The organism is uncultured Vagococcus sp., from assembly GCF_963518325.1.
In the GTDB taxonomy this organism is placed as follows: domain Bacteria; phylum Bacillota; class Bacilli; order Lactobacillales; family Vagococcaceae; genus Vagococcus_D.
The window spans coordinates 37575-59543 of the sequence record NZ_CAUQJB010000021.1 but is presented as its reverse complement, the minus strand read 5'-3'; the positions used below and the strand labels follow the sequence as shown (position 1 = coordinate 59543).

The 21969-nt window shown below is 39.5% G+C and carries 19 protein-coding genes and 2 other annotated features; of the genes, 17 read left to right on the top strand and 2 right to left on the bottom strand.

The features are described 5' to 3' along the window. Positions 1-87 precede the first annotated feature (87 nt). From rnz to RWN13_RS15700, 6 genes are all read left to right on the top strand, one after another. Positions 88-1035 carry a ribonuclease Z gene (rnz, locus tag RWN13_RS15725; protein ID WP_314065532.1) on the top strand — a complete coding sequence of 316 codons (948 nt, stop codon included), beginning with the start codon at positions 88-90 and terminating at the stop codon, positions 1033-1035. 61 nt (positions 1036-1096) lie between these two features. After that, entirely contained in the window at positions 1097-1900 is an 804-nt protein-coding gene (locus tag RWN13_RS15720) for an SDR family oxidoreductase (protein WP_314065530.1), read from the top strand. A gap of 14 nt (positions 1901-1914) precedes the next feature. Further along, positions 1915-2331, top strand: coding sequence for a lipopolysaccharide assembly protein LapA domain-containing protein (locus RWN13_RS15715; protein ID WP_314065528.1), 417 nt, complete (start codon positions 1915-1917; stop codon positions 2329-2331). Positions 2332-2707: 376 nt separating this feature from the next. Further along, on the top strand, positions 2708-5023 hold the full coding sequence (recJ, locus tag RWN13_RS15710; RefSeq protein ID WP_314065527.1) for a single-stranded-DNA-specific exonuclease RecJ: 2316 nt from the start codon (positions 2708-2710) through the stop codon (positions 5021-5023). Further along, on the top strand, positions 5023-5535 hold the full coding sequence (locus RWN13_RS15705; RefSeq protein ID WP_314065525.1) for an adenine phosphoribosyltransferase: 513 nt from the start codon (positions 5023-5025) through the stop codon (positions 5533-5535). The genes recJ and RWN13_RS15705 overlap by 1 nt, the downstream gene beginning before the upstream one ends. 51 nt (positions 5536-5586) lie before the next feature. Then, on the top strand, positions 5587-6075 hold the full coding sequence (locus RWN13_RS15700) for a GNAT family N-acetyltransferase (protein WP_314065523.1): 489 nt from the start codon (positions 5587-5589) through the stop codon (positions 6073-6075). A 25-nt stretch (positions 6076-6100) separates the two neighbouring features. Here RWN13_RS15700 and RWN13_RS15695 read toward each other — a convergent pair whose 3' ends face one another. Continuing rightward, positions 6101-6715 carry an acetate uptake transporter gene (locus RWN13_RS15695; protein WP_314065521.1) on the bottom strand — a complete coding sequence of 205 codons (615 nt, stop codon included), beginning with the start codon at positions 6713-6715 and terminating at the stop codon, positions 6101-6103. Between the two features lie 663 nt (positions 6716-7378). Here RWN13_RS15695 and RWN13_RS15690 point away from each other — a divergent pair. The 7 genes from RWN13_RS15690 to RWN13_RS15660 all read left to right on the top strand — a co-directional run bounded on the left by RWN13_RS15690 (position 7379) and on the right by RWN13_RS15660 (position 15993). Next, the gene (locus tag RWN13_RS15690; protein WP_314065519.1) at positions 7379-8332 is read left to right on the top strand and encodes an alpha/beta hydrolase; all 954 of its coding nucleotides are present in this window, start codon (positions 7379-7381) and stop codon (positions 8330-8332) included. A gap of 703 nt (positions 8333-9035) precedes the next feature. Then, entirely contained in the window at positions 9036-9668 is a 633-nt protein-coding gene (locus RWN13_RS15685; RefSeq protein ID WP_314065517.1) for a lysozyme family protein, read from the top strand. A 35-nt stretch (positions 9669-9703) separates the two neighbouring features. Beyond that, entirely contained in the window at positions 9704-12025 is a 2322-nt protein-coding gene (locus RWN13_RS15680; RefSeq protein ID WP_314065515.1) for a cation-translocating P-type ATPase, read from the top strand. A gap of 149 nt (positions 12026-12174) precedes the next feature. Beyond that, positions 12175-12636, top strand: a complete 462-nt coding sequence (gene nrdI, locus RWN13_RS15675) for a class Ib ribonucleoside-diphosphate reductase assembly flavoprotein NrdI (protein ID WP_399553684.1) — start codon at positions 12175-12177, stop codon at positions 12634-12636. Between the two features lie 96 nt (positions 12637-12732). Beyond that, positions 12733-13599 (top strand): ABC transporter ATP-binding protein, encoded by an 867-nt coding sequence (locus RWN13_RS15670; protein ID WP_314065513.1) that lies wholly within the window; start codon positions 12733-12735, stop codon positions 13597-13599. Positions 13600-13612: 13 nt separating this feature from the next. Continuing rightward, positions 13613-14377, top strand: a complete 765-nt coding sequence (locus tag RWN13_RS15665) for a hypothetical protein (RefSeq protein WP_314065511.1) — start codon at positions 13613-13615, stop codon at positions 14375-14377. A 221-nt stretch (positions 14378-14598) separates the two neighbouring features. Beyond that, on the top strand, positions 14599-15993 hold the full coding sequence (locus tag RWN13_RS15660; protein WP_314065509.1) for a 6-phospho-beta-glucosidase: 1395 nt from the start codon (positions 14599-14601) through the stop codon (positions 15991-15993). 63 nt (positions 15994-16056) lie between these two features. Here RWN13_RS15660 and RWN13_RS15655 read toward each other — a convergent pair whose 3' ends face one another. Beyond that, the gene (locus tag RWN13_RS15655; protein ID WP_314065507.1) at positions 16057-16812 is read right to left on the bottom strand and encodes an alpha/beta fold hydrolase; all 756 of its coding nucleotides are present in this window, start codon (positions 16810-16812) and stop codon (positions 16057-16059) included. A gap of 250 nt (positions 16813-17062) precedes the next feature. Here RWN13_RS15655 and nox point away from each other — a divergent pair, with 250 nt between their 5' ends. From nox to RWN13_RS15635, 4 genes are all read left to right on the top strand, one after another. After that, entirely contained in the window at positions 17063-18397 is a 1335-nt protein-coding gene (nox, locus tag RWN13_RS15650) for a H2O-forming NADH oxidase (RefSeq protein WP_314065505.1), read from the top strand. 114 nt (positions 18398-18511) lie between these two features. Beyond that, positions 18512-18775: a binding site (T-box leader), on the top strand. A gap of 198 nt (positions 18776-18973) precedes the next feature. Next, positions 18974-19218, top strand: a binding site (T-box leader). A gap of 66 nt (positions 19219-19284) precedes the next feature. Then, a complete protein-coding gene (locus tag RWN13_RS15645) occupies positions 19285-20358 on the top strand; it encodes an ATP-binding cassette domain-containing protein (RefSeq protein ID WP_314065503.1) in 1074 nt (357 codons plus the stop codon). 36 nt (positions 20359-20394) lie between these two features. Beyond that, positions 20395-21078 (top strand): methionine ABC transporter permease, encoded by a 684-nt coding sequence (locus tag RWN13_RS15640; RefSeq protein WP_314065501.1) that lies wholly within the window; start codon positions 20395-20397, stop codon positions 21076-21078. Positions 21079-21120: 42 nt separating this feature from the next. Then, positions 21121-21939, top strand: a complete 819-nt coding sequence (locus RWN13_RS15635) for a MetQ/NlpA family ABC transporter substrate-binding protein (RefSeq protein WP_314065499.1) — start codon at positions 21121-21123, stop codon at positions 21937-21939. Positions 21940-21969 lie beyond the last annotated feature (30 nt).

Below are 21969 nucleotides of genomic sequence, written 5' to 3'. Positions count from 1 at the left end.
ATATGGTTAAGTGGATGAGAGGGCTGACAATTAGCCTCTTCTCTGTTGACTATTAGTGAGAAATTAAGACAGAAAGCTAGGGTAGATATGGAATTACAATTTTTAGGTACTGGTGCTGGCGTGCCAGCAAAACAGCGTAATGTGACGAGTATTGCATTAAAATTATTAGACGAACGAAATGCCGTTTGGTTATTTGATTGTGGTGAAGGAACTCAGCAACAAATCTTACGGACCACGATTCGTCCGCGCAAAGTAGAAAAAATATTTATTACTCATTTACATGGGGATCATATCTTTGGTTTGCCAGGATTTTTAAGTAGCCGTTCTTTTCAAGGTGGCGACACCCCTTTGACCATTATTGGACCTAAGGGGATTAAACAATTTGTTGAAACCACTCTGAAACTATCGGACTCCCATGTTAAGTACCCTATTATTTACAATGAAATAGATGAGACTGGTGTTATTTTTAAAGATCATCAATTTACGGTAACCTGCCTACCTCTCGATCACCGGATTGAGTGTTATGGTTATCGGGTGGAAGAAGCGGACCACGAAGGCGAATTACAAGTTGAGAAATTAAAGGCTGCTAAAATACCGGCAGGACCTTTATATGGTCGTTTGAAAAAAGGTGAAACGGTTGAATTACCAGACGGTCGCGTGATTGATGGTCGTGACTTTATCGGCCATTCTCAAAAAGGACGGACGGTAACTATTCTAGGAGACACACGCAAACACCCAAACAGTGTTATTTTAGGGAAAGAGGCCGATGTGTTGGTCCATGAAAGCACCTTTAATCAAGATGAAAGCAAACTGGCAAAAGCCTATTACCATTCGACAACGAAACAAGGGGCGGAAGTGGCTCGTGAGGCGGGGGCTAAACAACTTTTATTGACCCATATCAGTGCTCGTTATATTGGGAATGACGCCAGAAATTTAGAGCTAGAAGCGCAAGCGGTTTTTCCAAATACGCGAGTTGTCCGTGATTTTGATTGCATTGATGTTCCATTTTTAGGCAAGGAAGAATTAAAAAAATAACAGATTTTAAGGACATTCTGACAGACATTCCAGAATGCCACTTAGCGAAGGGAGTAAGAGTATGTTTTTACCCAAAGTTGATCTTACAGGAAAAGTGGTTGTCATCACAGGTGGTTCTGCTGGTTTAGGCGAACAAATTGCTTACGAAGCGGCTAAACGAAATGCGATAGTTGTGGTTTGTGCTCGCCGGATCAATTTAATCGGAAAGGTGCGGGAAGCGTGTACCTTATTATCGAATTTTGAAGCCCATTCCTTCCAATTAGATATAGGCAATCCCGATAATGTGGAAGAAGTCTATGAAAAAATAACAGAAGATGTAGGAGCCGTGGATATTTTGGTGAACTGCGCTGGTTTTGGTTTATTCCGAAACTTTACAGATTTTGATTTGTCTGTAGCTGAGGAGATGTTCCGGGTCAATGTTCTAGGATTGATGTATATGACCCAAAAAATCGCTATTGACATGGCGGAGCGCCAGACCGGACATATTGTTAACATCGCCTCACAGGCAGCGAAGATGGCAACTGTTAAGTCGACGATTTATTCGGCTACAAAATTTGCCGTTCTTGGGTTTTCTAACGCTCTGAGACTGGAATTAAAGCCTTTAGGTGTTAAGGTGACGACCGTTAATCCTGGACCGATTGCCACTAACTTTTTTGATATTGCCGATGAGTCGGGAGATTATCTGGCCAATGTTAACTGGTTAGTTTTACAACCGCAGCCGTTGGCAGAAAAAATCGTCAATAGTTTTAATACTAATCGACGTGAAATCAATGCGCCTGGCATCTTGGAAGTTGCTAGTAAAGCTTATCTGCTATTCCCACGAATTGGGGATTATTTCGCAGGTAATATGTTTAATACGAAGTAAGAGAAGGGGATGTCATGAAAAATCAAAGTAAAATTATCGTCGGGTTCATTTTAGTTTTTATCGTGGCGATTTTTTCCGTCATTAATACAAGTAAAGTTGCTGTTAATTTCGGTTTCGGCACGATTCAATCACCTTTAATCTTTATTATTTTAGGTTCAACCGTCTTAGGGGCCTTGATAGTGTTTGTGACGTGGTTTTCTAGTTTTTGGAAGCAACGTAAAGAAATCAAAGAAATGAAATCAACTATTGCTACCTACGAAAGTGAAATTGAAGAACGAGTGGAGCAAGCTCTTGCAGCAGAACGAGTTGAAACGGAACAAGTGATAGCGGGAAAACAGCTGAGAATAGATGAGTTGGAGCAACAATTTCGCGAATTATCTGGTGAACTCTTTATTGAGCCAGAAGAGACGGAAGAGAATACTCTGTTGTAAAAGGGTAGGATGAGGCAGACATAGCAAGTCAATAGGATAACCCATCTTACCTGTTAGGCAGAGGGGTTATCTTTTCTTTTGGCTTCCTCATTAAAGGAATTGTCACTTTTTCAAGCGCTATTCTCGATTTTTTGGTATAATGGTAATAAGTCTTTCGTAAAATAATAGAAGACCAAGTCACTGGATAATAAGTGACTCCTCTTTGGTTGCGGAAAATTAAACAACTAAAATGACTGAATTATGATGATTAGTACGGCTTTTGTCAGCTCTACAGAAAGTCGTTAAATAGGGAAAGTAATAAGGCGAAACAGATCATTTTCCTTGCCTTTCTGCAGTGTTAGGGCTTAAAAAGCGTTTATAAAGGGAGTGGATATTTTTGAAACAGGCTAATTTTTCATGGCAAATACATCAGGATAATCCAGAAGCTGAAGCCTTAATACCTTGGCTAGAGTCTCATCAGTTTCCGGCGTTTTTTGCTAACATGTTATGGCACCGTGAGATCCGAAGTGATGAGCAATTGGAGGCTTTCTTCTCTCCTGGATTGGAACAGTTGCATGATCCATTTCTGATGTTTGATATGGACCGGGGGATTGGACGGATTCAACAGGCTGTTGAAGAAGGGCAACCCATTTTAATTTATGGTGATTATGATGCAGATGGTATCACCAGTACAACAGTGATGAAAGAGGCTATAGAACTTCTTGGAGGTGAGGCCTTCTTCTACCTGCCGGACCGTTTTAAAGATGGCTACGGCCCTAACAAGGCTGCTTATGAGCGTCTTATCGAAGAATATGGCATTCAATTGATTGTCACCGTTGATAATGGGGTATCTGGGCATGAGGCGATTGACTTCGCTAAATCAGTGGGGGTCGATGTCATTGTGACCGATCATCATGAACTGCCTGAAGTGTTACCAGATGCTTACGCCATTATTCACCCGCGCCATCCAAAAGGAAATTACCCTTTTGGTGATTTAGCAGGGGTGGGTGTGGCCTTTAAAGTTGCCTCAGCTTTACTAGAGGATGTTCCTGTGGAAATGTTAGATTTAGTTGCGATTGGGACCATCGCTGATTTAGTGTCAGTTACGGGTGAAAACCGAGCGTTAGTTAAATTAGGCTTGGATATTTTTAAACAGAGCGATCGTATTGGTCTGCAAGCACTTTGCCAAAAGGCGGACTTGAGTCAAGAGGCGATCACAGAAGAAAATATCGGCTTTGGAATTGGCCCACGATTAAATGCCATTGGCCGTTTAGGGGATGCTTCACCAGGTGTGACTTTGTTAGGAACCTTTGACGAAGAAGAAGCGGTGGAACTAGCAGATTTTATTCAATCAAAAAATAGTGAGCGCCAAACTATTGTTAAAACTATTACAGAAGAAGCCTTGGCGATGGTTAAAGAGATGCCAGCCCACGGTGTGTATGTTTTGGCGAAAGCGGGATGGCACGAAGGGGTACTAGGCATTGTTGCCAGCCGGATTGTCCAAGAAACGGGACGACCAGCTTTAATCTTAGGGATTGATGAGCAAACTCAAGTAGCCAAAGGATCTGGCCGAAGCGTGTCTCAAGTTAACTTGTTTGAAGCCATGAGCGCTGCCAGCGAGCTGTTTATTAATTTTGGGGGTCATCACATGGCAGCTGGAATGTCATTGCCTATGGACCGTTTAACCGACTTGCAAGCCGCTCTGGATTTATTTGTTGCTGAAGCAGCCGTTGATTTTTCGAAAGGTCCTGAGCTACAAGTAGAAGCTATTTTGCCAATTGCCGACGGTACGATTGAATTTATTCAACAGCTGACGTTACTTGCGCCCTTTGGCACAGATAATCCGTCCCCACAGTTTTTGTTTGAGCATGTTAAAGCCCTCAATTTAAAACAAATTGGAGCAGGTCAACATCATTTGAAATTCCAACTGACACAACATGGTGAGTTACTTGATTGTATTGGCTTTGATTTTGGCAAGGACTTAGAGGAGTTAGCGACAGCTGATGAGTTGCAGTTAGTGGGTCAACTATCGATCAATGAATGGAATGGTAATCGTAAACCGCAAGTTTTTGTGAAAGATTATCAGGTAGCCGATTTTCAATTGTTTGATTTACGGGGCAAGCCTTTTAATGCTAGTGATTATTCAGTTGAATCGACGGTTTTATTGACGTTTGATCCTAAAAATTATCGCCGTTTAACTAAGGAAGTCCCTCACAAGGTTCTCTTAGTGGCAGAAGGGCAAGTTCTATCAGATGAAAACTGGCAAGAGGCCGTGATTGTCGATTGTGGTCTAAAAGCTGAGGACGTGAAAATGGTGATTCAAGCCCTTGATGTCTCACGTGTTTATCTTTATGCAGAGTCTCAGGAGCAATGTTATTTGAATGGTATGCCAGGTCGGGAACAATTTGGCAAATTATTTAAATTTATTGATCAGCATAAGCAGATTGATGTTCGCTATAAAACAAAAGATATTGCCACATTTTTAAAAATTGAAGAAAGTGTGTTAATTTTTATGATTCAAGTGTTTTTTGACTTGGAATTTGTTACAATAGACAGTGGCGTGATGAACAAGGTGGAAGCACCAGCCAACCGCGCTTTGAGCGAAAGTAAAAGCTATCAAGAGCGTGAGTTAAAAATTGAAGCTGAAAAGTTTTTATTATATAGTAATGCGAGTGAGTTACGTGACTGGCTTTTGCTACAGGAGGAAAAATAGTGAATTTAAAAGATTATATTGCAAGCATTCCAGATTATCCCGCAAAAGGTGTTATCTTTAGAGATATCTCACCATTAATGGGGGACGGTGCGGCTTACCGCGAAGCGACGAAACAAATAGTGGATTATGCCAAAGAAAAGCAAGTTGACATGGTTGTTGGACCTGAAGCTCGTGGCTTTATTATTGGTTGTCCAGTTGCTTATGAATTGGGTATCGGTTTTGCACCAGCGCGTAAAAAAGGCAAATTACCGCGTGAAACCATTGAGGTGGATTATGGCTTAGAATATGGTGAAGCGACGCTAACCTTACATAAAGATGCTATTCAACCAGGACAGCGTGTGCTGATTTGCGATGATTTATTAGCAACGGGTGGTACGATTGAAGCGACGATCCAGTTAATTGAAAAATTAGGTGGTGTCGTTGTTGGCTGTGCCTTCCTTGTGGAATTAACTGACTTACACGGTCGCGATAAAATTGAAGGTTATGATATTTTGGCTTTAATGGATTTTTAACTTAAAAACTGTCTGACACTTTCAGACAGTTTTTTTGGATAGGAGGAACTAATGGCGCACATAACGTTTAGGCCTGCCTTAGTAAGTGACGTTCCATTGATATTACAATTTATTAAAGAACTGGCTGAGTATGAAGGGCTATTGAAGGAAGTCGTGGCAACGGAAGCCTTGCTAGAGGAGTGGTTGTTTGAAAAGCAACGAGCAGAGGTCATCATTGGTGTAGTAGAAGGTCAAAATGTGGGATTTGCTCTTTTTTTTCATAATTTTTCAACGTTTCTAGGCCGCTCGGGTATTTATTTAGAGGATCTCTATGTCAAAAGGGAGTATCGAGGAGCGGGTTATGGACAAGCTTTTATGAAAGAACTGGCTCGGATTACTAAAGAGCGAGGGTGTGGGCGCTTGGAGTGGTGGTGCTTAGATGATAATCACCCAAGTGTGGCATTTTACCAGTCATTAGGAGCAGAGGCGATGGCAGATTGGACCGTATTTAGAGTGACAGGTCCTGCTTTGGAACAACTGGCCAAAAAAAAGATCAACTAGTCCTTTGGGACCGTTGATCTTTTTTTTATTTCTTGAAAATACCAAGTGGTTTTCCCACTGGCAAGAAGGTATAACCGAAGTGTTTGTTTAAAACAGCTGCAGCACTTCCGTAGAAAGACATAATGGCGATTAAGAATTCAGCAACTGCCGCCAGCATATGGAAGAAGTCAACGGCGATTCCTAAAGTGGAAAAAGCTAAACCGATAAACAAAAAATCGATTAAAACAAAAATAGTGAATAACACTTTATGTGTTTCAGCAGCTCCAATCGTCATAAAGATTGAAAAGATTAAGTAGCCAATAAACGCAAAACCTAATTGTTTTGGGTCATAGCTAGCGGCTAGCTGTTCACCTAATAAACCGTTTTGAATCATCCAAGAGCCGGCAACGCCAAGCCAGAAAAAGCCAAAACCGAAGAAAGCAGTCGCGCCAAAGACGTTGTTACATTTGGCATCGTAAGCTCCTGCTACGAGCTGAGCTGCTCCACCTAAGAATAAAGCCCAAGGAATGACACCACCGACGCCTTCAGTCCAACCTAATTTTTGTGAAGAAGCAACTAGTGTGACCATTGCTAAGCCGAAAAGGCCAATAGCCGAAGGGTCAATCAGTTGATGTTTTACTGTGATTTCTTTTTGTTCCATAATAATCTCCTTTAAATTTGAAATATACACAACTTATTAAAAGTATCATCTTGAGAGTGGAAAGTCAATGAAAACTATTTGAAAGTGAGGAAGAGAAAGGGCTGGAGTGATTTCATTTTCTGAAAATGGACTTGTGGCGATGAGTCTACTCGCTCTCTTTTTATATTATTTCAAGTGTTAACTTTCTTTTAGAAAAATCATCGTTGTCTATTTTAACCCTAGAATCATGTTCAGCCAATCAGGTAAGGCGGCTATTGGCCGCAGTAACCCTTTTAATTTTAGCCATTTCTTATTCCTTATCAGTTGTTTTAACCCAAAATTTAGCTGAGGAGTTAACGTCGATTGTGAGCGTCTCTAATGGCGATTTTTTTTACAGAAACATACATATATAGGGTTATTGTAGGTTTAAAGCGCTTAATACAGCTAATAAGTAAAGGGAGTTGACAATTAGCAAAATAAAGTGTATTTTAAAACATACCGATTGAATGTTTTGGTTTAATTAAGTCGAAAATGGATAAATCAATAAGAAAGAGGCGTAAGGATGATGTGGTGATTTGAAACAAACGTCCTAACTGTTTTGATACTAGATTAAAGTAGGGTTGAAGTCAGAATGGTTAGCGTGACAGATAAATGGGATGAATGTAGAAGAATGGGGCGAATATAATGGAAAAAAAACAAGGAACTACCTTAAAAAGAATAGGCAAAACATTTTTAAAAATCATCATTGGCATAATAGTGGTAATCGGGATTCTTTTAGCGGGGATATTTACGGCTCACCGTCTAAGTTTACGAAGTGAAGCCAAAAAAATAGAAGATTACGGCCAGAAGCTTGCCGTTTTTGATGGGACAATGAACGTGGCTATCGATGGGGAGGGACCTGAGACGGTGGTTTTACTGACAGGTTTTGGAACAGCCAGTCCCCGACTGGACTTCACACCACTAATTGATGAGTTGACAGAGCACTATAAAGTGGTCACTATAGAGCCTTTCGGTTATGGCTTAAGTAGCCAAACGGGCCGTGAGCGCAACTTGGAAAATATGGCTGAGGAAATTCATGAAGTGGTCAAACAATTGAAATTAGAGCACTTTATTCTAATGGGGCATTCGATTTCAGGATTGTATAGCTTGGAGTATGTCAATCAGTACCCAGGAGAAGCAACAGCTTTTGTGGGAATCGACAGCAGTGTACCAAAGCAACCATGGCCAGGTTATAATTCAGCGCCTATGGATTTATTGGCCAAATCAGGTATAATGCGAGCTTTTTTGAAAATCTCTGGTGGGGAAAAACCGAAAGATGAAGCAGAAGCTCACCGTAGCGAACAGATGCATATGATTACTATGAAAGTAACGGGAAATGAGACCTTGGCTAGGGAAGCAACGTCTTTGAGTAACAGTTTTGTAGAAGCGCAACAATTAGCATTTCCAAAAGACTTGCCGGTATTATTATTTGCGGATGAAGGATCAGCGGTCAAAGATTGGACAGAATTACATCAGGAACAAGCAGATAGTGTTACTAATGGGAAGTTAGTTCTGTTAGAGGGCTCCCATTATTTGCATCATACTCAATCAAAACGAATGGCTGAAGAGATGGAACAATTTCTAGGAGATACTCAATAATTAACTAAATAGAAAAAGGGAATTGGCTTAATAAAAAGATTGAGCCAATTCCCTTTTCTATTTAATTGAATATATTTGATGGTTACGGTTTACCAAAATGTTGTTAGATGACTTGAAGTGTTTTCAATATCATAGGTAATGAGGGATGTTAACTGGTTTTTATATAACTGCTCGTGTAAGCGAATAGACTATAGCAGAGGAAATCAAGGTTTCATGAGTTTCTCCTTGCGATTATACAAGCATCAGATATTATTTACATATTTTCTCAAGACGATAAAAAAGGGGAGATTCTATCCGATAAAATGATACTCTTTCATTAGGTAACAACGGTTTAAAAAATGACTTAAATGAAGTGGTTTTGTTTTTTTGTTATCGTATGTTTAGTTTATATGTTTAAAAGTGTTGGTTAATCTTTTTTTATATCCTACTTGTGTTGTAATGGAAGAAACTTTCTCGCGAAAAGTGAGTAGTTTTTTTTCTGCTACGAAATTTTCTAAAAAGGAAGAGGGGATGAGCGTTGGTAAAGAATTGAGTGAATATTTTTCAAATTAAATAACACTATCCTAGTGTATTAATTATTTTTTAAGAACCACTTCCAAACTAGGAATTTTTTGGCAGAAGTAGTATGATGGTAATTCGTACTGAGTTTAAAAATTTCCAAACTTGAGTGAATCAAGTTTATAGAGAAAGGTTTGGAAGAGTTATGAAAAGAAAAAGAAAGAGTATCATTGGCAGATTGTTTATGCTTTTTCTTTTGATCGTATTAATTATCGGAATCAGATATATATACATGTTGAAGAAGCAAGTAACAGAGGTCAATAAATGGCAAGAGACAGTGAGTCAAACAGCTGAAGAATATGGCATTAGTGAATACGAGGATATCGTCATGGCGATTATCTTGACGGAAACTAAGGGCAATCATATCGATTTAATGCAAAGTAGCGAAAGCAAGTATGGAACGACCAATCAAATCACAACATCAGAAGAAAGTATTCATTCTGGCGTCGCGCATTTAGCTGAGGTTATTAATGAAAGCAACAATCAAGGCACTGATATTTGGACGGCTGTTCAGGCCTATAACTTTGGTAGTAATTATATTAATTACGTTAGTAAAAATGGCAATAAAAATACGATTGAATTGGCCGAAACATACTCTCGGGATATTTTGGCGCCGATGTTGGGAAATAACACTGGAAAACAATACCGTTACATGAATCCTCAAGCGTTTATGCGCAATAGAGGGTATTTATACGAAAATGGTGGGAACTTTTTCTATGCTGATATTGTCAGATGGAATATGTCAATTATGAAAAAAATTGACAAACTTCCATTCTAAGACGTAACTAGATGAGTGAGAAAAAGGAGACGTACATGGAAAATTATTTAAAGACTCAGCAGGGGTTAACGTTGTCAGAAGTTAAACAACGTCAAGCAGAGGGTCAACAAAACAATTACGAAGAAAACGTAGCAAAGTCAACTAAAGATATTTTAAAAGATAATGTCTTAACGTTGTTTAATTTATTGAATGTACTGATAGGTGTGGGGTTGGCTCTTGTTGGGGCTTATAGCAATATGGCTTATCTAGCCATTATTGCAGTCAATATTTCCATCGGAATTTATCAAGAAATTCATGCCCGTAATATGGTGGCAAAATTATCCCTTGTGTCAAAAGAACAAGCAAGTGTAATTCGTGAAGGCGAAGCCGTAACCATTGACGCGACAGACTTGGTATTAGGTGATTTAGTTCGCTTGAAAGCAGGTGAGCAGGTTCAGTCAGATATGTTAGTAGTGGCGGGGCAAGCTGAAGTTAACGAGTCGTTATTAACCGGGGAATCAGATTTAATTGAAAAAGTGGCTGAAAGCGAATTGTTATCAGGTAGTTTTTTAGCAAGTGGTCAATGTTTAGCTCGTGTTAATCGGGTTGGTAAAGATAATTATGCCACCAAAATTGCCGATGAAGCAAAGGTTCATAAACCCATTCAATCGGAGCTGGTTAACTCAATTCGCAAAGTGTCGAAGTTCACCAGTTTTATTATTGTGCCATTAGGTTTGGTCTTATTATTAGAAGGTTTGTTTTTACGGCAAAGTGATCCTAAAGTAGCCGTTGTTGCAGCCGCAGCGGCTCTCTTGGGGATGCTACCTAAGGGGTTGGTGCTGTTAATCAGTATTGCCTTGGCTACAGCTGTAACGAAGCTTGCCAATAAACGGGTTTTAGTCCAAGATATGTATTCAGTGGAAACATTGGCTCATGTGGATACCTTGTGTCTAGATAAGACAGGAACGATTACCGAAGGCAAAATGAAGGTCCAACAAGTGGAATTATTTGAGACGGATGAGCAGTATTTTTTAGACATTATTGGTAGTTATTTAAAGGCTTCGACCGACAGTAATATTACCATGCAGGCGATTCGTGAGTACTTTCAAGAAAACGAAGCCTTTAAGGCAGAGGAGACCATTGACTTTTCTTCTGAACGAAAGTGGGGAGCCGTTAAATTTGCTGGTTTAGGAACTGTTGTTTTAGGGGCTCCCGAGCGTCTTGTTTCAGAGCGTGACTTGCCGAGTACGGTTTTGAATGGGCAAAAAGAAGGCTATCGAGTTCTAATGATGGCGATAAGTGTTCAGCCGATTGTGGACATGACTTTGCCTCAGCTTAAGCCACTGGCTATTTTTGAAATCGATGATCCGATTCGTCAAAATGCCGATAAAACGTTGGCTTATCTACATGCTGAAGGTGTAGAATTAAAGGTGATTTCAGGCGATAATCCTGTGACGGTTTCAAATATTGCGCGCCGTGCGGGCCTGCCAAATTATCAAAACTATGTTGATCTGTCTTCAGTCGAAACGGAAGAAGAGGTTCGTTTGGCCGTCACTAACTATACAGTTTTTGGCCGCGTATCGCCTCAACAGAAACGAATTTTAGTAAATGAATTAAAGGCCCAAGATCATGTGGTAGCTATGACCGGCGATGGGGTTAACGATGTGTTGGCGCTCCGCGAAGCTGACTGTAGCATCGCCATGGCCGAAGGAGACAGTGCTACACGGCAAATAGCTAATCTGGTCCTATTGGATTCTGATTTCACAACATTGCCTGATGTGTTATTTGAAGGTCGTCGAGTCGTTAACAATGTCACTAAAGTAGCAAGTGTATTTTTTATTAAAACTATTTATTCTTTTTTCTTATCGATTATCTGCGCGTTGACGGCAATTGCATTTCCTTTTGTGCCTATACAAATCACCTTGATTGATCTGGCCATTGAAGGGTACCCGGCCTTTTTCTTATCCTTTGAAGGCGATAAGCGAAAGATTAAAGGTAAATTTTTGCCAACGGTCTTGAGAAACGCGCTACCTAATGCGCTGTTAGTCTTAATAAACGTGATTGCCGTTTACCTGATTGGCGCCAATCGTGGTTGGTCAGAATTAGAAACAACCACCCTCATGTATTACTTATTAATCGCTGTTAGTTTAATTGCAGTTATTAAAGCTTGTTTGCCCCTTAACCCTTTGCGAATCTTTTTAATAATTACTACGTCAATTGGGATCTATGTGGCAGCGATGTTATTTCATTCGATTTTGTTTATTGGGTTTTTAACTAGTCAAACCCTGCCGTTTTTCATCGTTTTATTGGCAATCACGATTGTCCTGCGCCTAATTATCAGTTATTTCCGCCAACGTGATGATTTGAAGTTTGACTGATCAGCTATGGCTGTTTGATTCTTTTATTAAAGGAATCAAACAGCCTTTTCTTCTTTTGGGAAACAGGTATAATAGAGTCAGGCAAAAGTGGTGCTGAGGAGGCCCTTCAGTAATTTGCCTAGTGATAAAATAGACATAGGAGGTTAGTCATGACTATTAGAATTTTATTTTTTTCAGTTTCAGGAAACACTCGAGCATTTGTCAAAAAACTGCAAGCTTATGGTGAGGTTCAGCGAACCTTGTCCCAAGAGATGCCTTTGATTGAATTAAAGGAAATCACCGATCAAAGCCATTTTGAAGATGAAGCAGAACCTTTTGTCGCCTTTGTGCCGACATATCTTGACGGTGGGAATGGATTGGATAACGGTACAACTGAAATTATGACCAATACATTGGGAGAATATATTGAGTACCATGCTAATCGTAGCATGTGTTTAGGAGTGGTTGGCAGTGGCAATAAAAATTTTAATTGGCAATATTGTTTAACAGCCAAACAATACGCAGAAAAATTTAATTTCCCCTTTTTAGCCGATTATGAATTAAGAGGAACGCCAACTGATGTTGAAACCATCTATGGTATTCTCCAAGATTTAGTTAAGAAATATGCATAACGAATGTTTTTTGATGTATAAAACTTAATTATTGTAATTTAATGGTACAATAATAAGTGTCATTTTGCATTGAATGATAGTAAGGAAGGTGAGTTAATGGAAATACGCATTGAAAATTTACAAATGCGTTACGGCGTCAAAGAAGTCCTAAGTGTGGAACATCTGCGTCTGGAACAAGGAAAGACCTATGGTTTGGTTGGTCACAATGGGGCTGGGAAAACCACTCTGTTTAAATGTCTGACAAACATCATCGCCACTTATTCGGGTGATATCTTTATCGGCGACGCCAATGTGAAAGAAGACAACCAAGTGTTGTTAAATGTGGGAATTGTGCTAGATGGAATGTCGGTTTATCAAGACCATACTGGTTGGTTTAATATTCTCTATTTTTCTGGATTACGTGGCGAACAGAACGAGGAGGAGGCACGCCGTTTAGCGGTAGAACTGGATCTATTGGACGCTTTAGATGAAAAAGTATCTCATTATTCCTATGGCATGCAAAAAAAGTTAATCTTATTAATTGCTTTATTGCATAATCCTAAGATTCTAATTTTAGATGAACCCTTTCGTGGTTTAGACGTTAAAACAGTGGCGTGGTTTAAAGAGTATTTGAAGACACTGACTAAAAATGGTCAAACACTTTTAATTTCGAGTCATGTCCAAAATGATTTGGAAACCTTATGTGACGAAGTGATTGTGATTGATAAGGGAAGAATTTTAGAGTCAATCGACCTTGTTGAAGAACGTAAAACAGCTGTCCGTCTACTTTTGACTACTGACAATCAAGCTGTAGCAGACATTCTGCGAGAGTATCAAGTGCCATTCCAAATGAATAAAGAAGGGGTTATTAAGTTAGATACGGCTAACCCACAATGGATGGAAGTGTATCACCTGTTGTACAACAAACATATTATGATTACCGAGATGAGCAAGGTTCCAGTCTTGGCAGATAAATTAAACTAGGAGGGATGATTCAATGACTGGTGGATTAATTTTTAAAATGGAGTTGTTTAAATTCCTCCAAGATAAAAAATATTTATTGGCAGTCGCAATTTTAGCGGCTTTAAACACACTTACAGCGTTATTTTATTCAATATTATTTACGACAACCCAACATCTCGGCAGTGAAAGCTTTTTAATGAGATTTTCATCTATTATGACGGTGATTTTTGTTTTACTGATTTTTGCTAATGGTATCTTTTTATTTCTGTTTCCCTTTCACGTGTTGTCCATTGACTATAAAAATAATGTCATGGCTATGATGATCGCGTCTGGCGTGAACCGTTCCAAGTTATTTTTTGCTAAGATTGGGGCGGTGATTTTATTATCTTTAGGGGTTTTTATAGCGGTTATGGCAGGACCGTTTGTGATTGGCTTGGTTCAAATGACAATTGGTGGTCAAATCAATGAGGTCTTCAAAGGGTTTGTTGAGCTCTTTAATCTCCTAAATCTTGATATTGATGTTTTGGTAATATTGTTTAGCAGTCTCTTATCTGTCTTAAACAGTGTGGTGATGATTACGGCGGCTACGATTTTAATGAAGGGGCGTAATACGGCCATCCTAGTGTCAATCGGTTTTAGTATGGCCAATAGTTTTATCAGTAATTTTTTCAACATTTTTGGCTTTTCAACAGATATTTCTGTTTCGAGTATGAGTATGGTTCAAGGGATGACGGCTGTTATCTCAATGGCGATTTTCATCTTTATCGGACTGAGAGCTCTACAGACTCAAAACTTATAACAGGCACTGGTAGCTTTCAATCAAAAGCTGCCAGTGTTTTTTTCTGAAAAACACATTTTTTATCTCTCTAAATGGTCTGTTTGCCATTTAAGACCGCTTTCTTTTATGTTATTCTAAAGGTGTTGAAGGGCAAATTAAAAAAAGCTCAACGTCATTCAACTTGCTCGTGAGATTCTGCTTAGTTAATTTTAGCAGTAAATATAATCAAATGGAGGGTTATCATGTCAAGAAATGCATTGAAAATCGTTACAATTGGTGGCGGATCAAGTTACACGCCGGAGTTAATCGAAGGCTACATCAAACGTCAAGATCAATTACCTATCAAAGAAATTTGGTTAGTTGATATTGAAGCAGGAAAAGAGAAATTAGAAGTGGTCGGGGCAATGGCCAAACGAATGGTTGCAGCAGCTGGTCTTGATTGGGAAGTTCATTTGACTCTTGATCGCCGGGAAGCTTTAAAAGATGCCGATTATGTGTCAACGCAGTTCCGAGTTGGCTTATTGGACGCTCGAATTAAAGATGAACGCGTGCCACTTTCTCATGGTGTCTTAGGTCAGGAAACAAATGGGGCAGGAGGGATGTTTAAAGCATTCAGAACGATTCCTGTTATTTTAGATATTATTAAAGACATGGAAGAAATGTGTCCAAATGCTTGGTTAGTTAACTTTACTAATCCAGCTGGAATGGTCACAGAAGCAGCCATTAAACATGGTGGTTGGAAAAAAACGGCTGGTTTATGTAATGTGCCGATTGGTCATTCCAAACAAGCTGCTGAAAAATTAGGCGTTCCAGAAGAAGAATTATTTATTAAATATGCCGGAATCAATCATTTCCATTGGCATCGTGTGTGGGATAAAGAAGGCAATGAACGGACGGACGAATTAATTGATTTAATTTATGGGCCTCAAGAAGAAGCGGACAGCCACTTAAAAAACATTCATTCAGCGCCATTCCATTACGAACAAATCAAAGATTTGGGAATGTTGCCTTGCGGTTACCACCGTTATTACTACATTGAAGACGAAATGTTAGCTCATTCAATTGAAGAATTTGAAAAAGGCGAAACACGTGCTCAAGTCGTGAAGGCAACGGAAGCCCGTTTGTTCGAACTTTACAAAGACCCTAAGTTGGATTATAAGCCAAAAGAGTTAGAGCAACGTGGCGGCACTCACTACAGCGATGCAGCTTGTGAGTTAATTGCCTCTATTCAAAATGACAAACGGACCGATATGGTTGTTTCAACTGAGAACAATGGGACGATTGTAGACTTACCTTACGACTGTGTGGTTGAAGTATCTGGACCGGTAACAAGTCATGGACCAGAGCCTTATAACTGGGGAAGTTTCCCACCAGCTGCTCGTGGTTTGATTCAAGGCATGAAAGGCATGGAAGAAACAACGATTCGCGCTGCGATTACAGGGGACTATGGTGCAGCTCTACAAGCTTTCACTGTGAACCCATTAGTGCCAGGTGGAACAATGGCTAGAACCTTGTTGGATGAGTTATTATTAGCTCATGAAGACCACTTACCACAATTTGCAGAGTCAATTAAACGCATTAAAGAGACTCAACCTGAAACAGTTAAATACGTTGAAGAATTGATGAAATCTAATTAACAAAAAACAGGCTAGTCGCGATATTATCGCCCTAGCCTGTTTTTTGTTTGACCGGGGGCCTCTCTATAGGTGTTCGTCAAAAAAATCGGCAATTTGTTCCATTAATTCAATTGTTACGAGATGTCCTTCTCCCTGGCCAGTTAAAAAGACCGTATTTTGACTATAGGATTGCTCTAGGTTGTCGAGATAAAAGTCGTAGGCCTGATGATACGGTATTTTTTCATCTTCAGTGCCGTGCCAAAAAAGAATTGGTCGGTTTGCCATTTTTTCGGGTTGAAGAGATAAATCAAATTGGGGAATCCAACTTAAAATTAACCTTAAATCTGCTGGCAAGGGATAATTATTTTGGCGAACTTTCGTTTGAATTAGCCTTAAATAATCAAAGGGTTTCGGCGTTCCCATGATACTTGAGGCCACTTTGATTTCAGGATGTTGGCTTAAAAGGGCGGCAGTAGTGATTCCACCCATGGAATACCCACCAACACCGATTCGCTTGTCAAGAATCCATTGACGATCTTCGAAATAGGCCACAATCACGTTGAACTCGATGATGTTGTATTGAATACTGGACCAAAAGGTGACGCCAGGAATGGTTGAAATCTCAGTCACTTTGCGTTCGCCGTGATTCATGGCGTCGGGCAAGATCACTCGGAATCCTTTTCCAGCAAGCCGTCGTGCTTGTGTTAGCATCAATTCTTTGTTGTTGCGCCAGCCATGGTAGTAAACGATAAGTGGTAAAGGTTGATTGGCTAAATGCTCAGGGACAACTTCTAGGGTCGGAATTGTCTGAATTTGTCGTTCTCTAATGCTTAGTTTCATAAATAGACGTCCTTTTATTTGAAAAATGATTGTCTTACTAAAGATAAGTTTATCTTTTTTGACTAAAAAAAGCAAAGTTAGTGTTTGTTAACCTAACCCTTTTTGTTTTAATTTGGACTATTTAATGAAATATTGTGAAAAAATGATTATTTTGTTGAAATTTCTATTTTTTTGCGGTAAAGTTATGATATCGTTCACAATACGTCCGTTTCGGTCGGTGGACGAAAATAAAATTGAAGGAGCACACTTTATGAGTAAAATAGTTTTAATTGGTGCAAATCATGCCGGGATTGCTGCTGCAAATACACTTTTGGATAGTTATCCAGAGAACGAATTAGTTATCTTTGACCGTAACACGAATTTGAGTTACCTAGGATGCGGAACCGCCCTTTGGGTTGGTCGTCAAATCAATTCCTACGAACACTTATTTTACACAAATAAAGAAGCTTTTGAGGATAAAAGTGCGAAGGTTCACATGGAAACTAGTGTTGAATCAATCGATTTTGACAAGAAAAAAGTATTTGCTAAAACAAAAGAGGGCGAAGAAATTGTCGAAAGTTATGATAAATTAATTTTAGCAACGGGTTCTGTTCCAATTGCACCGAATATTATCGGCAGTGATTTGGAAAATGTTCAATTCGTTAAATTGTTCCAAGATGGACAAACAGCGGATCAAGCTTTATCTGACCATCACGTGAAGGAAGTTGCTGTTATCGGCGCTGGTTATATTGGTGTTGAGATTGCTGAAGCTGCTAAACGTCGGGGCAAAAATGTTCGTTTGTTCGATGCAGCCGATACATGTTTAAATACGTACTATGATTCTTGGTTTACAAAAGATATGGACAAAGTGCTAGAAAACAATGGCATCCATAATCATTTTGGGGAATTGGTTCAGGAATACAAAGGTGTGGACAGAAAAGTAACGACTGTCGTGACTGATAAAGGTGAATATGCCGCTGATTTAGTCTTAATGGCCATCGGATTTGCCCCTAATAACACACTTGGAAAAGATAATATCGAAACATTTACAAATGGCGCCTATAAAGTTAACCTAAAACAAGAAACAAGTTTGCCTGATGTTTATGCAGTCGGCGATTGCGCGACTATTTACAGTAATGCCTTAGAAGATACGACGTATATTGCCTTAGCGACAAATGCTGTTCGAAGTGGGATTGTTGCTGGCCATAACGTTGGTGGAACCCCTCTTGAGTCGATTGGTGTCCAAGGTTCTAACGGGATTTCAATCTTCGGCTACAACATGGTTTCAACTGGACTAAACATTGCTGCCGCTGAAAAAGCTGGCTTTGAGGTTAAATACACGGAGTTTGAAGATTTGCAAAAACCGGCCTTTATGAAGGACAATGGGAATGTGAAGATCAGAATCATTTATGACGCTAAGACTCGTCGTGTATTAGGGACGCAAATGGCCTCAACTGAAGATATTTCAATGGGCATTCACATGTTCTCATTGGCAATCGAAGAGAAAGTCACCATCGATAAATTGAAGTTATTGGATATTTTCTTCTTGCCACATTTTAACCAGCCATATAACTATATCACCATGGCTGCTTTATCTGCAGAATAATCGTAACAGCGAAGGATTGTTTAAAGGTCCTTCGTTGTTTTTTTGAAAAAGTGCAGAAAAGTTATTGACAATTTTTTTCAACTTGTGTATAGTCATTATTAACAACTGAATTAATAGTCTCAAATGAAAAGAAGAGTAAATTTAGGCATCATTTTAAAGAGAGCCCTGTTTGGTGAAAGTGGGCAATGATTAATAAATTGAAGATGGTCTTGGATGGGCAATTGGTGAGAAGCTACTTTTAGCCAATTACGGTGAAGACACCCGATAGCGTGTCACAGTATGCAAAGACAATGGTGCTTTGTGAACTGGTTAAGATTTCTTTAGTGATAAAGAAATAAATCAAGGTGGTAACACGAATGTTTAACTTTCGTCCTTGCAGTACATTAAGTATTGCGAGGGCGGAAGTTTTTTTCTGTTTTCCCATACCCCGCCGGGAAAACCTTAATTCAGATGTCTGTAGTTTATCAATGGAATGGTTAAAGCGAGACGTGTAGATAAGGCGCTAGGTAGGCCCCTGAGTTAATGGGTTAGTGAGAACTGGAAAGACAGATTGATCGGAACAAATATATAAAATAAGTAAATGCGATGAAAAGGAAAGTAAGTAGGTCACACTTTTACAGAGAATCTGGCAATTAGATGAGAGCAGATGAAGTAAGTGAGCTAGTGAAAATGGTCTTGGAGCAGCGTACCGAGTGGGAGACCACAAGGCTACGATGGGAGCACCCGTTATAGTGCTAGAGTATTGTTTCAGTACTTGAAGAGGATTAAGATGGTAGTCTTAATCGAATGAAGGTGGTAACGCGAGTTAAATCGTCCTTCTAATCTGTTAGCGAATAGGCTGATGGGTTAGAAGGGCGATTTTTTTATAGACAAGAGGAGGATATAGGATGATTAAATTAGAAAACATTGAGGTTACCTTTACAGGTAAAGAGAAAGTTGTTAATGCCGTTCGTGATGTCTCGCTGACGATAAAAAAAGGTGAAGTTTATGGCATTGTTGGGTACAGTGGGGCCGGGAAAAGTACGTTGGTGAGGGTGATTAATTATCTTCAACCTCCTACGAAGGGGCGGGTTGTGGTGAATAATCAGGACTTGGGAACTTTGTCAAAAAAAGAACTTCGCCAAGCTCGCAAAAAAATTGGCATGATTTTTCAACATTTCAATTTAATGGAAGCTCGGACAGTATTCGATAATGTGGCTTATCCTTTGCGTGGTTCAGGTCTAACTAAAATTGAGAAGCAGCAAAAGGTGAATTCACTGTTAGAGCTAGTGGGGATTTCTGATAAAGCGAATCAGTATCCCAGTCAATTGTCAGGTGGTCAGAAACAGCGTGTGGCAATTGCTAGGGCTTTAGCTAATGATCCTGAGGTATTGCTCTGTGATGAAGCTACTAGCGCTCTTGATCCTAAAACCACGGTTGCTATTTTAGATTTATTAAAGGAATTAAATAAACGATTGAATCTGACCATTGTGCTAATTACCCATGAGATGCAAGTGGTAAAAGAAATTTGCCACAAGGTAGCAGTCATGGAAGATGGCCGTGTGATTGAATCGGGTGATATCGTGACCCTTTTCAGTAAACCTAAAAATGAGTTGACGCGTGACTTTATTCAAACGGCTAATCATTTAAATAAAGCCTTGGAAACTATCGGTGATCATCCAGCTATTGTTCAACTAAAAGAGAGTGATCAATTGGTCCATTTGTCCTATGTTGGCAGTCAAACCAGTCAACCTTTAATCGCTCATCTCTATAGTAAGTATCAGATTGAAGCTAATATTTTATACGGTGATATTGACGTCTTAAATCAAACGCCAATTGGCAATTTAATTGTCATATTAGTTGGGGACACCAAACAAATTGAGCGAGCAAAAGTCTATTTAATTGAACTGGGTGTTTCAGTTGAAACTCTAACTATCCAACGGTCGCGAACGATTCCTTTTGTTAAACAAGCAGCCGTTTAAGAGGTTTTAGTAATTGAATTAGTAGGAGGAAAGAGAATGAATGAATTTATTAACCAGTATTTCCCCAACGTGGTGAAATTATCTGATGAAGTGGTCCAGAGTACTATCGAGACCATTTATATGACGTTAGCTACAGCAGTGATTGCTGGCGCCTTTGGCATTATTTTAGGCGTAATTCTTGTGGTCAGCGACCGACAGGGTATTGCCCCCAATAAGGTTGTTTATGAAACATTAGACAAAATTATCAATATCTGTCGGTCGATACCTTTTATTATTATGTTAGCCGTAATTGCTCCTCTTACCCGTTTGGTAGTTGGGACAACAATCGGCACAACAGCTTCGATTGTCCCCTTGGTTATTGGGACGGTCCCATTTTTTGCCAGACAAATACAAAATGCCTTACTTGAAGTCGATGGCGGTGTGGTAGAAGCGGCTCAAGCAATGGGATCAAGTACCTTGGAAATTATTTTCCGAGTCTACTTAAAAGAAGGACTGCCTGGGATTGTTAGAGCTAGTGCCTTAACCGTCATTAATTTAATTGGTTTAACGGCCATGGCAGGGGCGGTTGGCGGTGGTGGCTTAGGTAACTTAGCCATTGCAAGAGGGTATAATCGATTTCAAAATGATGTGGTAATTGTCGCCACGCTCATCATCTTAATCTTAGTCTTCATTAGCCAAATGATTGGCAATTATTTTATTAGAAAAACAGAACATGCTTAAATAATTATAACAGGCTTAGAGCCATGAAAAGGGGAAACAATGATGAAAAAGAGAACATTAGCAGGATTAATCGGGTTAGTAGCGGTGAGTTTATTAGTAGTCGGCTGTGGTAAAAAGGCTGAAGAAGTGAAAGGGTCTGAAAAAGTGAAGTTAGGTGTGATTGGTGAAAATAATGAAGTCTGGGAAGATGTCCAAAGTCGTCTGAAAAAAGAGGGGATTGACTTGGAAATTGTCAGCTTTACAGATTATAACCAACCTAATGCGGCTTTAGCGGATGGGGAAATTCAATTAAACTCATTCCAACATCAAATCTTTTTAGATAACTACAACGAGGAGCATGGTACGGATTTGGTGGCGATTGGTAATACGGTAACAGCGCCTCTAGGGATATATTCGGAGAAAGTTAAAGACATTAAAGAACTAAAAGACGGTGCGAAAGTATCGATTCCTAATGATGTAACCAATGGTGGTCGAGCGTTGCTGTTGTTACAAACAGCTGGCTTAATTAAAGTGGATCCAGCAGCTAAATCAACACCTAGACCAAAGGATATCACTGAAAATAAATTGAATTTGGAAATTAGCGAGTTAGATGCGGCTCAAGTCGCCCGTTCATTGAAAGACGTGGATATTGCGATTATAAACAATGGATTGGCAATTGATGCAGGATTGTTACCTCAAGAAGATGCAATTTTCTTGGAGCCAATCGATGATACCTCAAAACCTTATATCAATATTATTGTGGCTAAAAAAGAAGACAAAGACAATGAGTTGTACCAAAAAATCGTTAAAGCCTACCAAACAGAGGATACGAAAAAAATTATTGAAGAAACCTCAAAAGGAAGCTCTATTCCTGCTTGGTAAAAAGTATCATGACTCAGAAGAATAATTAGG

Bases quoted from the DNA above. Each gene is read 5' to 3' on its own strand.
- rnz (WP_314065532.1), top strand. From the start codon at position 88: ATGGAATTACAATTTTTAGGTACTGGTGCTGGCGTGCCAGCAAAACAG.
- RWN13_RS15720 (WP_314065530.1), top strand. From the start codon at position 1,097: ATGTTTTTACCCAAAGTTGATCTTACAGGAAAAGTGGTTGTCATCACA.
- RWN13_RS15715 (WP_314065528.1), top strand. From the start codon at position 1,915: ATGAAAAATCAAAGTAAAATTATCGTCGGGTTCATTTTAGTTTTTATC.
- RWN13_RS15700 (WP_314065523.1), top strand. From the start codon at position 5,587: ATGGCGCACATAACGTTTAGGCCTGCCTTAGTAAGTGACGTTCCATTG.
- RWN13_RS15695 (WP_314065521.1), bottom strand. From the start codon at position 6,715: ATGGAACAAAAAGAAATCACAGTAAAACATCAACTGATTGACCCTTCG.
- RWN13_RS15690 (WP_314065519.1), top strand. From the start codon at position 7,379: ATGGAAAAAAAACAAGGAACTACCTTAAAAAGAATAGGCAAAACATTT.
- RWN13_RS15685 (WP_314065517.1), top strand. From the start codon at position 9,036: ATGAAAAGAAAAAGAAAGAGTATCATTGGCAGATTGTTTATGCTTTTT.
- RWN13_RS15680 (WP_314065515.1), top strand. From the start codon at position 9,704: ATGGAAAATTATTTAAAGACTCAGCAGGGGTTAACGTTGTCAGAAGTT.
- nrdI (WP_399553684.1), top strand. From the start codon at position 12,175: ATGACTATTAGAATTTTATTTTTTTCAGTTTCAGGAAACACTCGAGCA.
- RWN13_RS15670 (WP_314065513.1), top strand. From the start codon at position 12,733: ATGGAAATACGCATTGAAAATTTACAAATGCGTTACGGCGTCAAAGAA.
- RWN13_RS15665 (WP_314065511.1), top strand. From the start codon at position 13,613: ATGACTGGTGGATTAATTTTTAAAATGGAGTTGTTTAAATTCCTCCAA.
- RWN13_RS15660 (WP_314065509.1), top strand. From the start codon at position 14,599: ATGTCAAGAAATGCATTGAAAATCGTTACAATTGGTGGCGGATCAAGT.
- RWN13_RS15655 (WP_314065507.1), bottom strand. From the start codon at position 16,812: ATGAAACTAAGCATTAGAGAACGACAAATTCAGACAATTCCGACCCTA.
- nox (WP_314065505.1), top strand. From the start codon at position 17,063: ATGAGTAAAATAGTTTTAATTGGTGCAAATCATGCCGGGATTGCTGCT.
- RWN13_RS15645 (WP_314065503.1), top strand. From the start codon at position 19,285: ATGATTAAATTAGAAAACATTGAGGTTACCTTTACAGGTAAAGAGAAA.
- RWN13_RS15640 (WP_314065501.1), top strand. From the start codon at position 20,395: ATGAATGAATTTATTAACCAGTATTTCCCCAACGTGGTGAAATTATCT.
- RWN13_RS15635 (WP_314065499.1), top strand. From the start codon at position 21,121: ATGAAAAAGAGAACATTAGCAGGATTAATCGGGTTAGTAGCGGTGAGT.